General features: G+C 39.7%; 18 protein-coding genes. 15 read left to right on the plus strand and 3 right to left on the minus strand.

Translation table 11 applies throughout. The features are described 5' to 3' along the window. Nucleotides 1–4: 4 nt before the first annotated feature. Nucleotides 5–541, minus strand: a complete 537-nt coding sequence (locus AC3IRT_RS11635; RefSeq protein WP_489393419.1) for a DUF1543 domain-containing protein — start codon at nt 539–541, stop codon at nt 5–7. Between the two features lie 500 nt (nt 542–1041). Here AC3IRT_RS11635 and AC3IRT_RS11640 point away from each other — a divergent pair, with 500 nt between their 5' ends. The 4 genes from AC3IRT_RS11640 (at nt 1042) to AC3IRT_RS11655 (ending at nt 3689) form a co-directional block, all read left to right on the plus strand. After that, complete coding sequence (locus AC3IRT_RS11640) at nt 1042–1215, plus strand: LLM class flavin-dependent oxidoreductase (protein WP_489396129.1); 174 nt, start codon at nt 1042–1044, stop codon at nt 1213–1215. Next, the gene (locus AC3IRT_RS11645) at nt 1178–1549 is read left to right on the plus strand and encodes an LLM class flavin-dependent oxidoreductase (protein ID WP_489393420.1); all 372 of its coding nucleotides are present in this window, start codon (nt 1178–1180) and stop codon (nt 1547–1549) included. Before AC3IRT_RS11640 ends, AC3IRT_RS11645 begins: the two co-directional genes overlap by 38 nt. Before the next feature lie 156 nt (nt 1550–1705). Then, on the plus strand, nt 1706–2140 hold the full coding sequence (locus AC3IRT_RS11650; protein ID WP_489393421.1) for an acyl-CoA dehydrogenase family protein: 435 nt from the start codon (nt 1706–1708) through the stop codon (nt 2138–2140). Nucleotides 2141–2456: 316 nt separating this feature from the next. After that, entirely contained in the window at nt 2457–3689 is a 1233-nt protein-coding gene (locus AC3IRT_RS11655; RefSeq protein WP_489393422.1) for an IS256 family transposase, read from the plus strand. Between the two features lie 341 nt (nt 3690–4030). Here the strand turns inward: AC3IRT_RS11655 and istB are convergent, their stop codons facing one another. Together istB and istA are read right to left on the minus strand one after the other, a co-directional pair. Then, nucleotides 4031–4780 carry an IS21-like element helper ATPase IstB gene (gene istB, locus AC3IRT_RS11660; protein WP_489393027.1) on the minus strand — a complete coding sequence of 250 codons (750 nt, stop codon included), beginning with the start codon at nt 4778–4780 and terminating at the stop codon, nt 4031–4033. Nucleotides 4781–4799: 19 nt separating this feature from the next. Beyond that, nucleotides 4800–6329: an IS21 family transposase gene (gene istA / locus AC3IRT_RS11665; RefSeq protein ID WP_489393026.1), complete on the minus strand. Its 1530-nt coding sequence runs from the start codon at nt 6327–6329 to the stop codon at nt 4800–4802. A gap of 234 nt (nt 6330–6563) precedes the next feature. Between istA and AC3IRT_RS11670 the strand changes: the two genes are divergently transcribed. From AC3IRT_RS11670 to AC3IRT_RS11720, 11 genes are all read left to right on the plus strand, one after another. Then, complete coding sequence (locus tag AC3IRT_RS11670; protein ID WP_489393423.1) at nt 6564–7088, plus strand: hypothetical protein; 525 nt, start codon at nt 6564–6566, stop codon at nt 7086–7088. Between the two features lie 105 nt (nt 7089–7193). Then, on the plus strand, nt 7194–9194 hold the full coding sequence (mobC, locus tag AC3IRT_RS11675; protein WP_373407137.1) for a conjugal transfer protein MobC: 2001 nt from the start codon (nt 7194–7196) through the stop codon (nt 9192–9194). A 132-nt stretch (nt 9195–9326) separates the two neighbouring features. Then, a complete protein-coding gene (locus AC3IRT_RS11680; protein WP_041516034.1) occupies nt 9327–9956 on the plus strand; it encodes a Crp/Fnr family transcriptional regulator in 630 nt (209 codons plus the stop codon). Between the two features lie 60 nt (nt 9957–10016). Then, the gene (locus AC3IRT_RS11685) at nt 10017–10814 is read left to right on the plus strand and encodes a sulfite exporter TauE/SafE family protein (protein ID WP_045753429.1); all 798 of its coding nucleotides are present in this window, start codon (nt 10017–10019) and stop codon (nt 10812–10814) included. Between the two features lie 12 nt (nt 10815–10826). Beyond that, a complete protein-coding gene (locus AC3IRT_RS11690; RefSeq protein WP_489393424.1) occupies nt 10827–11561 on the plus strand; it encodes an NAD(P)/FAD-dependent oxidoreductase in 735 nt (244 codons plus the stop codon). A gap of 182 nt (nt 11562–11743) precedes the next feature. Then, nucleotides 11744–12100: a hypothetical protein gene (locus AC3IRT_RS11695; RefSeq protein ID WP_489393425.1), complete on the plus strand. Its 357-nt coding sequence runs from the start codon at nt 11744–11746 to the stop codon at nt 12098–12100. A gap of 119 nt (nt 12101–12219) precedes the next feature. Beyond that, nucleotides 12220–13638: an MBL fold metallo-hydrolase gene (locus AC3IRT_RS11700; protein ID WP_045753431.1), complete on the plus strand. Its 1419-nt coding sequence runs from the start codon at nt 12220–12222 to the stop codon at nt 13636–13638. An 11-nt stretch (nt 13639–13649) separates the two neighbouring features. After that, the gene (locus AC3IRT_RS11705) at nt 13650–13964 is read left to right on the plus strand and encodes a rhodanese-like domain-containing protein (RefSeq protein ID WP_052627542.1); all 315 of its coding nucleotides are present in this window, start codon (nt 13650–13652) and stop codon (nt 13962–13964) included. Next, on the plus strand, nt 13957–14586 hold the full coding sequence (locus AC3IRT_RS11710; RefSeq protein WP_045753433.1) for a methyltransferase: 630 nt from the start codon (nt 13957–13959) through the stop codon (nt 14584–14586). The genes AC3IRT_RS11705 and AC3IRT_RS11710 overlap by 8 nt, the downstream gene beginning before the upstream one ends. Nucleotides 14587–14590: 4 nt before the next feature. Then, nucleotides 14591–14800 (plus strand): YgaP family membrane protein, encoded by a 210-nt coding sequence (locus AC3IRT_RS11715; RefSeq protein ID WP_045753434.1) that lies wholly within the window; start codon nt 14591–14593, stop codon nt 14798–14800. Continuing rightward, the gene (locus AC3IRT_RS11720) at nt 14797–15054 is read left to right on the plus strand and encodes a heavy-metal-associated domain-containing protein (protein ID WP_286767744.1); all 258 of its coding nucleotides are present in this window, start codon (nt 14797–14799) and stop codon (nt 15052–15054) included. Before AC3IRT_RS11715 ends, AC3IRT_RS11720 begins: the two co-directional genes overlap by 4 nt. The last annotated feature ends 1 nt before the right edge of the window (nt 15055 follow it).

Here is a 15055-nt window from a genome sequence, read left to right on the forward strand (position 1 = left end):
GCAATTACTGAATGGTAAGATAACCGATTTCTAAGACATCATCTGTAGCAGACTCTGTTGCTGGCACAATTTTGATGGCAAATTTCGCTTTAAACGCTTCGCTTAATAGATCGTTGATCTCGTATATGTCATCCAGGTCGATCCCATATTTATCGTCGACATGCGATAAGTCATGATGTTTCCAAAAGGTGGAAGATTCAGCCATTTGTGCGGCCTCATCAAGACTACCGGCCACCACAACATGTTTGTAATGGTATTCTTCCATATCCTGCGGTTTATAGCCACCAAGGTTTACAAAGTATAACTTTTGTTCGTTGCTTTCTATGGATTCGCCCTTTGGTATTACTTCAATACGATAATTGCCTACCTTCGTCACCTTTCGCCATGAGTCAATATGCATTTTACCAGCTAACTCTGGCCAAAATGTATTCATTTGTGTAGCGAGTTCTTCCAGTGACTTTCCAGCGCCAAAAAAAACGTCGTGTTGTTCAATGTTTCTACCCTCAGGCTTACCACCGAGCACCCCCATATATAATTCCATGTAGTATTGTTTACTCCGCTTTTAGCTCAATAGTTGTGCCTCAATTCCTGTGTGGAATTTCCTCTTTGGCCGTTGCCAACAGGATTCGAGGTACCTTCAAATGTAATCATATCACATTAAACAAAAATTAAAAAAACATCATTCCTATTGTTCTCGCTCAAAGCTTCCTTTTTACCGCATGCATTCATAGGGATATCCTTACGGAGAAAACGACAACTATTTGGTGAGGCTATGCGTACTACCGATGACTCAAACTATCTCAACAATTGTTGCGATAGCAACAGTTAGAAAACAGTGTCGGTTATTTCACAATAGTTACTGATTCATTAAAAACAACACAACAAACTGACTACCAGATAAATAAAAAGAACAGCACACTCCTTGTATAACACCACAAAAGCATGTTAGTACACCTTAAATTAGTTGCGTAACCATGAGTCAAATAACAGAACAAACAGATACTGCTACCTACAGGCCGAACCTATGAAGATGCTTGGGTAATCGCGTCGGCATTAGCTACAGAAACAAAAGGGATGAAATTTTTGGTAGCCGTTCGGCCGGGTCTTACACTGCCATCTGTGTCACCACGCTTGGCTGCTACGCTAGATCGTATTTCTAACGGCCGCTTATTAGTCAATGTGGTTGCTTGGCGATCCGGTGGAGTTAGCTTCTGATGGTATTTTTCATGCACACGATGAGCGATACGCTGTAACAGATGAGTTTCTGGATATTTGGCGAAAACTTTCCATTGAAGAGGATCAATTCTCTTACGAAGGCAAGCATTACAAAGTAGAAGATTCTAATCTTTTTCTCAAAAGTAAACAACGCCCTTATCCAGAGCTTTATTTTCGCGGATCATCCCCTGCGGGGCAAGCTGTAGCGGTCAATCATGCAGACGTATACCTCACTTGGGGCGAACCGCCAGCACAAGTTGCCGCACGGATAAAAGAATATCAAGATCTCGGAATTGAAGAATTTATCTTTTCAGGATATCCTCACTTAGAGTGAGGAATATTGTTTTGCAGAACTAGTCTTCCCTTTATTGAATTATCCGCAGAAAGCGGATAAGAAAGAAACACATATGCCTTATGTCAGTCCATTTGGAGAAATCAAGGCAGCAGTAGATAGAAATTAATACCATCCATGGTCAACTAAAGCAGCATCATGTCGCCATATACGACAGAAAATAAACCTATAGCGAGACATTCCGTACTAACCAAAGCAAAAGAAATCGCAGAAACGCTGCGCGAAAGACAGCTTTTGCGAGAAAGCGGATTGATGAATACCATTATCCCAACTGCGCTAGGCGGCTTGGGAGAAGATTGGAAAACCATGCTACAGATCGTACGAGTATTCTCCAAAGTAGATAGTTCTATTGGCCACCTATTTGGCTTTCAACATCTGATATTAGCCACGATAGATCTTTTTGGCACAGAAAAGCAGAAAAACCATTATTATAAGAAAACGGTGGATGAGAAACTCTTTTGGGGGAATGCACTCAATCCGCTGGACAAAGGAACTACCGCAGTGATAGATACGGATGGGAACTACACATTTAATGGCAAAAAAAGGATTTTCTTCTGGTTCATCAGATTCTGACATGTTGCGAGTATCTGCATTTTGAACGACAAGATCACCATCGGCATGACTCCCTCCTCCGCTGCAGGAATCGATATTAAAAATGATTGGAACAACTTTGGACAGAGGTAGACGGATAGTGGTACAGTCGTTTCGCAAGGTCATGTAATCCAGATCGATGATTTAAATCTTTCGGCAAAACTGTTTTTATGAAAAAAAGATTAGTAGAAAGCAAAAATAAGCAAAACGGTTAAAACCGTTTATATACAATGCTTTATAAAAGAGGGTGTAAACTAAACTGTGTCAAGTATAGATTTTTTATATTAGACACATAACAATGGAAAAAGAGGGATTTGACTTTGAGCGCTTCAAAGAAGAAGCAATGAAAAGCCTGTATGAAGGCAAGAAAATGGGTGGTACTGATGGTGTTTTTGCTCCAATGCTGAAACACCTTCTTGAAAGTATGCTTGAAGGTGAGCTGAATCACCATCTACAAGAAAATAAAGCATCTGGCGAGCTCAATCGTAAAAACGGGAAGACCAAAAAGACGGTACGAAGCCTTCAGTCTGGTCATTTTGAACTGGAGAGTGGCCGTGATCGAAACGGCACTTTTGAGCCTAAGATAATTCCCAAGCGCCAGTTAATCATTACTGATGAACTGGAAGGAAACGTGATTGCCATGTATGCTAGAGGCATGAGCACACGAGATATTTCGGGCTATGTGAAAGAAATGTATGCGATGGACATATCTGCTACGGAAATATCCAACATCACCGACAAGGTCATTCCTGCGATGAACGAATGGCGCAATCGCCCACTTGAATCAGTATATCCCTTTGTTTTTCTGGACTGCATGCATTATAAAGTTAAAGACAACGGCAGTGTTCAAACCCGTGCAGTATACAATATACTTGGGGTAAATCGGGACGGACGAAAAGACCTAATCGGTATTTATCTTTCAGAAAATGAGGGTGCGAAGTTCTGGCTTTCGGTACTGACCGATCTGAAGCAGCGGGGCGTAGAGGATATCCTAGTTGCCTGCATCGACGGCTTAAAGGGTTTTCCCGATGCTATCGAAGCGGTATATCCCAAAACCCAGATCCAACTTTGCATAGTTCATCAGATACGTTCAAGTCTTCGATATGTCCCGGAAAAGGATAAAAAGGCTGTTGTTGCAGATTTAAAACCTATCTATCAGGCCATCAATCAGGATCAAGGCTACGAAAAGCTCTTAGAATTTGATGAAAAATGGGGCAAGAAGTATCCACTTTCGGTAAAGGGGTGGTTGGATAATTGGGGGAATCTTTCTACTTATTTTGAGTATTCACCCGAGATTCGAAGAGCTATTTATACGACAAATGCTATCGAGGCAATGCACCGGCAGGTTAGAAAAATCACGAAAACGAAGGGAGCATTCACCTCGGATCAGGCACTGTTAAAACTAGTTTATCTCACCATTAAGGATATATCCAAGAAATGGACTATGCCTATTCGAAACTGGGGTTTGACAATGCAACAATTACATATTAAATTTGGAGATAGAATTAAGGCCTTCGGCAACTCTTTTTAGGGTTCGCACTCGAGGCTTTCAGCCTCTGAGCACGAACCCTAAAAAGAGTGACGTGACACAGTTCGCTTTACACTCCCTTATAAAACAGTAGTCTTAGTTTGGAACTCGGTGTCTGATAGGTTTTGGTCTTAAAAATACAAAGATAGGTTACTAATTCGTTACCGATTAGCAAAGGTAATTAAAGGTGTAACAGATTATATTTCAGTGTTTTGCCCTATTTGTAGATTTCGGAGAAACTGACCATGTAATTCCGTGGCAAATTGACCACCTAATTCGCTGGCGAACGAACGTTGCAAATGCTATAGAGGCGTTAACAAAAGTAGTGATTTAAAAGTTGTGTTTTATTGGAAGCTATTTTCTTGCACAGGCATCCTTTTCTTTCGCATTGATTCTCCCTTGAGTTCAATACGGTGTGCATCATGAACAATCCTATCCAATATTGCGTCAGCAATGGTTTTTTCACCGATCACTTCATGCCATTTGCTTACCGGCAGCTGTGAGGTAATGATAAGTGAGGTCTTTGAATGGCGATCCTCGATGATCTCCATCAAAGCCGCCCTGCTCTGGGCATCGAAGGGCTGTATGCCGAAATCATCTAGGATCAATAGCTGCTGTTTTTCAATTTTTGCAACCTCTTTGATATAGGAGCCATCGGCCTTGGCCATTTTCAGTTTGGCAAAAAGCTTTGGCGTACTGGCATATAATACCCTGTAGCCCAGCATACATGCCTGATGTCCGATTGCCGAGGCAAGGTAGCTTTTTCCGATCCCCGTACTTCCGGTAATGAGCAGGTTTTCAAACCTGTCGATAAAAGTACAGTCTGCCAACCTCATCACCTGGTTTCTATCAATGCTCCGATCCACATGGTAGTGGAGCTCCTCTATGGAAGCTTTATAACGGAATCTGGCATACAGTATCTGGCGTTCGATCCGCCGGTTCTGGCGGTAATCCCATTCGGAATCGATAAGGTGCGCCAATAGCTCATCGGAGGTGTACTGGTCGGTCTGTCCGGTTTCGATGCTGCTCTTAAAGGCATGGAACATGCCGTAGAACTTCAGTTTCTGTAATTTGTCAAGTGTGCTCGTGTTCATTTTTTATCTATTTTAAGGGTTATTGGTAATAGTCTTCGCCACGGATATTGTCATGGCTGGGCATAGGGAGTTCATCGGCAAAGAGGCTTTCGGGGTACTGGTCCATATTCTTCTCCAATATCATCTGTATGGTCTTATAGGAGTAGATACCAAAGCCCAGCGCCCTTCTACAGGCATTGATCAAACGTTCGTTGCCGGCTTTTTTGGCAAAGCCAAGGATACCCACGCATGATCTGTAGGCCTGCTCTGGATGTTGCTTGCGCTCCAGTACCTTTAAGATATAGAGCCTCACGTCGTCATGGATGCTGGTGGCCCATTCCAGAAAACGCTCTGGTGTCCAATCAGTAACGAACCTATGGGTGGTGGCCATATGCTCCCTGTCGGTGGTATAGTTGTAGGGGCTTTTCATCCGCTTGTGCATGGCGATGCGTTCATAATGATAGAATACCTCCACATTTGAGCTGCTGTACATTATCTTGACCTTTTTACCGATAAAGCGGAATGGTACGCTGTAATAATGTTTGTCCACTCCTAGGTTCACGTGCCCGTTCTTCATAACGGTGGCATAGTGTTGCTTTTTGAAGGCATAGCGCAGTACCGGAAGAGGATTCAGTGCCTCTTTTTCGATCTCTTCGAACTGCAGCCTCCTGCTGTAGTTGCGACCTTTCAAAAGTTGTGTGTTATGGGATTCCAGCGCCTCCAGTATGGCCGAATTGAGCTCGGACAGCGAATGGAATACCTTTTTGTTCAACGGGGCATAGATGCGGCTATAGGCTATCTTTACCGCTCCCTCCACCAGTGCCTTATCCCTTGGGCGGTATGCCCTGGCCGGCAGGATCGTTGTTCCATAGTGGTCTGCGAAATCGGCAAAGGTATCGTTTAGGGTAGGCTCGTAGCGGTTGCTCTTGGTAACCGCTGCCCTGAGGTTATCAGGTACGATGGCTGCCGGAACACCGCCAAGATAATGGAGCGTGTTCTCGCAGGCCGAGATAAAGTCCTCTTTCTGTTGGCTCATGACCGCTTCAACATAGGTGAGCTGGCTGGCGGCCAAGATGGCAACGAAGACCTCCACCTGGGTTACCTCGCCCGTATTCTTGTCTACGATGGCGAGTTTCTGTCCCGCAAAATCGATAAAAAGTTTATCGCCCGCTTTATGGTCCAAGTGCATCACGGGGTTCACCCTGTTCTTCCACTGGTTGTAGTAGAAACAGAACTGGGTATATTGGAAGCCATCCGGAAACTCCTTCATATAGGCCTCCCATAGCATCATACGACTGACCCCGGTCCGCTTTAGTTCACGGTCAATGCGGGGAAAACAACGTTGAAGCGATATTAACCGGTTATTGGGAGCTTGTTCACGGCTCTTGCCAAAGAAATCATCCAGTTCCTTATCGTTAAGTGAATCAATCTGCTCAAAACTACAGCCGCTGGAACTGAAGGCCCTTAAATAAACTTTGACCGTATTACGGGAAACACCAGTATGGGTAGCGATGGAAAGCTTGCTACGCCCTTGGGAATACATTCTGAGTATCTGTCTGATCTTGCTCATGCTTATAGTGGAATTGGCCATTTCGATGGATTATATATCCATCAAAAGTAGGCTGGCCGCTATAGCATTCACGCATTATTCGAACTGGTCAATTTCCCCCGAAATCGGGTGGTCAATTTCAAGCGGAATAGGTGGTCAGTTTAAACCGAAATCGGGTGGTCAGTTTCAGCGAAATCTCCAGCCGGACATCCATTCAAGGCTTCCTTATTCGGAAAAAACGCAGGGCTTCCAGCTTTGGAATTGCATTTTGCCAAAAGCAAAGAGGTTTTAAAAAACCACCCGACAAAACCAACCATTAAAGCTGCCGTTACCTTTGCCCTGCAATCTACAAATAACGAACAGGCTTTTAAAAATCAGTTGAGCGAACAGGGCATTAACGTTGTGGTTCGTAGAAATGACACAGGTCGAATTTATGGTATAACTTTTATAGACCACAATTCTAAAACGGTTTGGAACGGTTCACGTTTGGGCAAGGAACTTTCTGCCAATACCTTTAATGATTATTCGAATAATAATATCAAATCTGGGATAAAAGAGCCAGTTGAATTACAATCGAAAATATCAAGACCAAATGATGCAGATCTTTTTGCGGAAGAACCTCATCACTTGTTCGACTTCCTAAATACTATTGAAAAACACGAAGACGGTTTGATTGAAGCATTAGGAGGTTTGCTTCACGAAGCACAGGGCGAAGATTATGAGGAACAAGATTTTGCTAATAAAATGAAGAAGAAGCGTAAACGCAAAAGAAGTCAGTAATAAACATGTTAGTCAAATACCGCCAAATACCGCCAATAACTTCCACATTTTAAGAGCCGATAGCAAAAGCCTTTAAATTCACGCCCGAACATTAAAACTTAAATAATGCAGGGAGAAGACGATTTAAGAGGTTTAGCCAAAATAATGGCTTTTATGAGGGCAGTAAGTATTCTTTTGGTACTGATGCACCTTTATTGGTTCTGCTACGGTTTCTTTATGGAACGTGGCTGGACGTTGGAAGTAATCAACAAAATATTAGGCAACTTCGATAAAACAGCAGGTTTGTTTTCACATACCTTATATACTAAAACCTTTGCTTTGGTATTGCTTGCTTTAAGTTGTTTAGGAACGAAAGGCGTAAAGAATGAGAAGATAACCTGGTCTAAAATTTACGTGGCTTTGGGCATTGGCTTTGTGTTGTTCTTTCTGAACTTTCCGTTATTAAAGTTACCTCTAATTACTGCTACATTTCTTTATATTCTTACCACAGGTTTAGGTTATGTTGCTTTAATGGTAGCCGGAGTTTGGATGAGCCGATTGCTTCGCACCAATTTGATGGATGATGTTTTCAATAATGAAAATGAGAGTTTTCAGCAGGAAACCAAGCTGATGGAAAACGAATATTCTGTCAATCTTCCCACAAAGTTTTATTATAAAAACAAGTGGAATGACGGTTGGATTAACATCGTCAATCCTTTCAGAGCAACGATTGTTTTAGGAACGCCAGGTTCTGGTAAATCCTATGCCATCGTCAACAATTACATCAAACAGCAGATTGAGAAAGGCTTTTCAATGTACATCTACGATTTCAAGTTTGACGATCTCTCTACCATTGCCTATAACCATTTGCTGAAGCACAGGGATAAGTACAAGATACAGCCGAAATTTTATGTGATAAATTTCGATGACCCACGCAAAAGCCACCGCTGTAATCCACTCAATCCCGATTTTATGACAGACATTTCAGATGCTTACGAAGCGGCTTATACCATAATGTTGAACCTCAATCGAAGCTGGATACAGAAACAAGGGGATTTTTTCGTAGAAAGTCCAATCATTTTATTGGCTGCCATTATTTGGTATCTGAAAATCTATGAGGACGGTAAGTATTGTACTTTCCCACACGCCATTGAATTGCTTAATAAAAAGTATTCGGACGTATTCACGATTTTAACTTCATATCCTGATTTGGAAAATTACTTATCGCCTTTTATGGATGCGTGGCAAGGCGGAGCACAAGACCAATTACAGGGACAAATCGCATCTGCAAAAATTCCGTTGTCAAGAATGATTAGCCCGCAGTTGTACTGGGTAATGACTGGCGATGATTTTTCTTTAGACATCAACAATCCAAAAGAGCCAAAAATTTTATGTGTTGGTAATAATCCCGACCGTCAAAATATTTATTCAGCAGCGTTGGGATTGTATAATTCAAGAATTGTAAAGCTCATCAACAAAAAAGGACAATTGAAGAGTTCTGTTATCATTGATGAGCTACCCACTATTTACTTCAGGGGATTGGATAATTTGATTGCAACGGCGAGAAGTAATAAGGTAGCCGTGTGCTTAGGTTTTCAAGATTTTTCCCAGCTTATCCGTGATTACGGAGATAAAGAAGCTAAGGTTATACAAAATACCGTTGGTAATATTTTCAGTGGACAGGTAGTTGGTGAAACGGCAAAAAGCCTTTCGGAACGTTTCGGGAAGGTTTTACAGAAACGCCAGAGTATGACGATTAACAGGAATGATAAATCTACCTCTATTTCAACACAGTTAGATAGCCTTATTCCGGCTTCCAAAATTTCAACACTTACACAGGGTATGTTTGTGGGTTCCGTTTCGGATAATTTTGATGAGCGTATCGAACAAAAGATTTTCCACGCTGAAATTGTAGTGGATAATGAAAAGGTAGCCACAGAAACTAAAGTCTATCAGAAGATACCAGAAATCCTATCCTTTGTCAATGACCAAGGAGAGGACAAAATGAAACAAGAAATTGAAAGCAATTACCGTCAAATAAAATCAGATATTCTTAGTATTGTTGAAAACGAAATGGAACGAATTAAAAATGATCCCGACTTGCAGCATTTGATACAAAAGGGATGAAACTATTAACTTTGTAACAAAAGTCACAAAGTATTAAAGGAAGATAACGTAAGTTTGTAGGTTACGTTTTTCTATTACAGAATAAATCAACACCGCAACAACAAATATTATTAATTAGTAAGCCTTAAACAAATGCAGACGGAACCATTAGAACAAATAACAGAATTTAAGACCTCTCCTGAATTGATAGGCAAACTTTATGAATATAGCATAAGAAAAGAATATGAAGCAGGAAGTGTTATACTAGATGAAAATGCTTCCATCCGTTCTATTCCAATTGTAACCAAAGGTACGCTGAAAGTAATCCGGACAGAAGAAGATGGTAGAGAAATTTTGCTTTACTATATCAAAGCTGGTGAAAGCTGTATCATGTCTTTCTTAGGCGGTATGCACAATGAAACAAGTAAGGTAAAAGCTGAAGTGGAAGAAGATGCGGAAATACTTTTTTTGCCCATGGATAAAGTATCCTTATTCATCAAGGAATATCCGCAATGGCTAGATTATATTTTTCGTTTATACCATAAACGTTTTGAAGAATTATTGGAAATTGTTAATGCCATCACTTTTAAGAAAATAGATGAACGTTTATTGAATTTGTTGATTAAAAAGCGTGAACTTACTGAAAATAATATTCTGCACATCACCCACGAACAATTAGCTAATGAACTTGGGACTGCCCGTGTAGTGGTGTCAAGGTTACTCAAACAGTTAGAAGAAATAGGTAAGGTTAGGCTAGGTAGAAATAAAATAACCCTTATGTAACAAAAGTAGCTGTGCAGGTTTTTGAATTGATGCAAATTTGTTGTAACAATTTAAAAATCTATGGACATAACAGGGTATATAGCATCAATTTTTATAGGTATCTCTTTAGGGTTAATAGGCGGCGGAGGCAGCATCCTTACTGTTCCAGTTCTTGTTTATCTATTTGGCCTTGATGCATTATTAGCTACAGCTTATTCTCTTTTTATAGTTGGCTCCACAAGCGTCGTCGGCTCTTTTTCTTATTTCAAAAAAGGATTGGTAAACATCAAAACAGCTATTATTTTTGGTATTCCATCAATTGTAGCCGTTTTTCTAACAAGAGCTTATATCGTTCCTGCTATTCCTGAAGAAGTTTTCAGTATTGCAGCTTTTACCGTTACCAAAAACATTCTTTTGATGTTGCTTTTTGCTGTACTGATGATTTTCGCTTCATACAGCATGATAAAAAAATGTAAAGGAGAAGATTGTTTACCTACCGACACGCCCGCCGCAAGTACATTATTAATCGTTATTCAGGGAATATTTGTGGGCTTTGTTACCGGATTAATCGGCGCTGGCGGAGGCTTTTTAATCATTCCTGCCCTAGTCAATTTATTGCGTTTAGAATTTAAAAAAGCAATAGGTACTTCGCTAGTTATCATTGCTCTTAATTCACTTTTTGGCTTTGTCATTTCCGTTACACATTATACAATAGACTGGATATTTCTTTTCAAAATTTTAGCTCTAGCCATTACGGGAGTGCTTATCGGAAGCTATCTCTCTAAAAAAATAGATGGTAAAAAACTAAAGCCTGCTTTCGGCTGGTTTGTGCTACTTATGGGTATTTACATTATCATAAAAGAAACTTTATTACACTAAAATCATAATAATATGGAAAAGCATTATCAAATACTTATCGTTGGCGGTGGAAATGCCGGATTATCCGTTGCATCACAATTACTTCGCAAAAGAAAGGGATTAAATATTGGTATTATCGAACCCTCAGAAAATCATTATTATCAACCTGCATGGACATTAGTTGGTGCAGGAATTTTTGATATTAAAAAGACTATCCGTAATGAAAAGGAGTTTATTCCAAAAAATGCGACATGGATAAAAGAGGCAGTTGCTGAATTTAATCCTACTTCCAACAAAGTAATTTGCAGTTCTGGAAAAGAAATTTTATACGATTATTTAATTGTTTGTCCGGGTATCCAATTAGATTGGAATAAAATAAAAGGATTAAAGGATACTTTAGGTAAAAACAATGTAAGCAGTAATTATAATTTTAGTTCAGCTCCATATACCTGGGAAATGATTAAAAATTTCAAAGGTGGGATAGCCGTTTTTACTAACCCATCCACGCCTATTAAATGTGGTGGTGCCCCACATAAAATCATGTATCTGGCTGTAGACTATTGGCGTAAGAAAGGTATTTTAGATCAATGTGACATACATTATATTTCTGGGGCAACGGTTATATTTGGTGTGCCTGAATATAAAGTAACATTAGAAGAAGTATTAAAGAAAGGTAATATTAAAGTACATTATAGTGCTAATACAATTGGAATTGATGCTAATAGTAAAACGATCGAGTTTGAAACCAAAAGCAGTCCAGTACAATAAAGCAGTCATTATCAGAAACTACAGCTAGTTGTTATAGTATTAACGAGGCATCACAAGCTGATTTAGCAAATAAAGTTACACTTTCATTTAATTTATGCCATGCAGTACCTCCCCAATCTGCGCCAGATTTTATTAAAAAAAGCCCCTTAGCAGATGCTTCAAATCCTTATGGTTATGTAGAGGTGAATAAGAACACAATGCAGCATTCAAGGTTTCCCAATGTTTTTGCTTTAGGAGACTGTACCAATGCACCCTGCAGTAAAACCGGAGCGGCAATACGCAAACAAGCGCCAGTTGTAGTTACGAACTTATTAGAAGTAATGGATAAACAACCAGTAACCGCTCAATATGATGGCTACAGTGCTTGCCCAATACCTACACAATACGGAAAATTAATGCTGGCAGAGTTTGACTATAACAACAAACCCAAAATGACATTCCCATTTGACCAAGCAAAACCGCGTTGGACAATGTGGTTACTAAAAATAAAGGTATTACCATGGTTGTATTGGAACAAAATTTTAAAAGGCACAGCTTAGCTATTTAGGTTGTATCGCCTGAAATTATTTTTCTTGTGTAACCAAAGTAGCTGTACAGACGGAAAAATTAGTTCAAATTTGCAGTATTAAAAAGAATAATAACTATAAAACTAAAGAATATGTTTTTTCAACACGTTTATGATAAAAGTTTAGCACAAGGCAGTTATGTTATTGGCTGTCAAAAAACTGGAGAAGCCATAGTAATTGACGCGCAACGTGATATTGATATATACATCGACATCGCAAAACAAAATAACCTCCGTATTACACACATAGCTGAAACTCACATTCATGCAGACTTTCTTTGTGGTTCAAGGGAACTTGCAGCAGTAACAAACGCAACAATGTACCTTTCAGACGAAGGAGGCGAAGATTGGCAATACCAGTTTCCGCATAAAGGTCTAAAAGAAGGGGATATTATCAGAGTGGGCAACCTCACATTAGAAGTAATACATACACCAGGCCATACGCCAGAAAGTATCAGCTTTCTCTTGACTGACCATCCGGCGACAGATAAACCGGTTATGGTATTAACAGGCGATTTTGTGTTTGTAGGCGACATAGGCCGTCCTGACTTACTCGAAAAAGCTGCTGGGCTTGCCGGTACAAAAGAAGATGGAGCCAAACAAATGTTCCATTCATTAAAAAAGTTTGCAGCACTTCCAGAATATGTTCAGGTATGGTCAGGGCATGGTGCAGGTTCGGCTTGTGGAAAAGCTTTAGGAGCCGTAGCAAGTTCTACAGTTGGCTACGAGAAAATTAGAAACTGGGCGCTTCAATACAGCGAAAATGAAAAAGGGTTTATCGACTATCTTTTAGCCGACCAGCCAGAACCACCGAAATACTTTGCTATGATGAAGCACTTAAACAAAGTTGATCGTCCGTTGCTTATAGATGTTCCGAAACATCCAAAGCTAACCAAAGAGCAGTTTATTTCTGCCTATGAAAAAGGCATAAAGGTAATAGATACCCGCAATAAAGTGGAATTTGCAAAAGGTTTTATTCCTAATACGCTAAACATTCAGGGTAATAACTCTTTCGCTACTTGGTGCGGTTGGTTATTGAATTATCAAGAGCAGTTTATTTTGGTAGCCGAAGACAGTCAGATGGAAGATTTGACCCGTAAATTGATGCGTATCGGCTTGGACAACATTTTGGGCTATATTTCAGATGTAAATGTGACAGGACTTGAACTTCAAACTTCAGATGTAATTTCTTTGGAAGAATTTAAAACCTACATAGGAGAAGACAATGTGCAGATAGTAGATGTTCGTGGTGCATCAGAGTATGAAGCAGGACACGTAGAGGGTGCAGAAAACGTTTTTGTTGGAACATTGCCCGACAACTTAGATAAGATTAGCAAAGACAAACAGGTGGTTATACATTGTCAGGCAGGCGATAGATCAGCCATTGCCTATTCAATCCTTGTCAAAAACGGCTTTAAAAACGTAAAAAACTTTTCCGGAGGAATGAAAGAGTGGTTAGTAGAAAATGGTAAAACAGTTGGATGTAATGAGGCATCTTGTACAAAAGCTTAAAAATTAAAACTATGGGATTATTTTCAGCAATATTTGGCAAAACAGATAACAGCCAATTATCAGAAGCTATAAAAAACGGTGCGTTTTTAGTAGACGTCCGCACACCTGCAGAGTTTTCAGCAGGCAGTGTAAAAGGAGCGATAAATATTCCATTGGATAAAGTACCAATGGAATTAACGAAATTCAAAGGCAAGGAAAATATCGTTGTTTTTTGCAGAAGTGGAAATAGAAGCGGACAAGCAAAAAATATTTTGGAGCAGAGCGGTTTTCAGAATGTTATAAATGGTGGCACTTGGGAAAATGTAAATCAGTTGGCAAATGGGTAAAGGAGAAAATGATATAGCCTGTTGTGTAACGCAATGCGAAAACCCACTTGATCAAAACTATTGGAACGAGAGATGGGAAAAAAATGAAACAGGCTGGGATATGGGACACGCTTCACCTGCCATTACAGAGTATATGACGCAATACCAGAATAAAAATGCAGCTATTCTTATTCCGGGTTGTGGAAATGCCTATGAAGCAGAATTTTTGATAGCTAATGGGTTTACAAATATTACCCTAATAGATATTGCACCAAAACCAGTTGAAGCGTTAAAAGAAAAGTTTGCTGACAAACCACAGATAAATGTTTTGTGCGAAGACTTTTTCAATCATCAGGGCAGTTACGATTTGATCATTGAGCAAACATTTTTTTGTGCCATTCCACCTGCTAGTAGAAATGAATATTCAAAAAAAGCAGCTTCATTACTCAACGAAAATGGTAGAATAATAGGTGTGCTATTCGATAAACAGTTTAACCAGCTTTTTCCACCTTTTGGAGGCTGTCCTTGCGAATACAAACCTATTTTTGAACCGCATTATTTCATCAAAACAATGGAAGAATGCTACAATAGCATTCCTTCAAGAACCAACTCGGAAGTGTTTATTAACCTCATAAAAAAATAGAGAAATGAAAAAGAACATGGGAACAGTCGATAAAGTTATCAGAATACTGGTTGCGGTGGTTATAGGTATTTTGTATTTCACAAATGTTATATCTGGAACATTGGCCATCATACTAGGTGCATTAGCAGCAGTATTCGTACTAACATCATTCATTAGTTTTTGCCCCTTGTACTTGCCTTTTGGCATTAGCACTTTTAGAAAGAAGATAAAATGAGACACAATATAACAGTAGAAAACATTAAATGTGGTGGCTGTATGAACAGCATAAAAACCGCTTTAATGAAAATAAATGGTGTTGAAAATGTAAGCATTGACAAAGATACCGAAACCGTAACTATTGATGCTACAGTTGAAAAGATAATTCTTATAAATGCACTTTCAAAAATGGGTTATCCCGAAAAAGGGAATAATGATCTATTAAAAAAAGCAAAATCGTATGTGAGCTGTGCTATTGGAAAAATAAATTGAT

The organism is Sphingobacterium sp. KH_072, assembly GCF_057837975.1.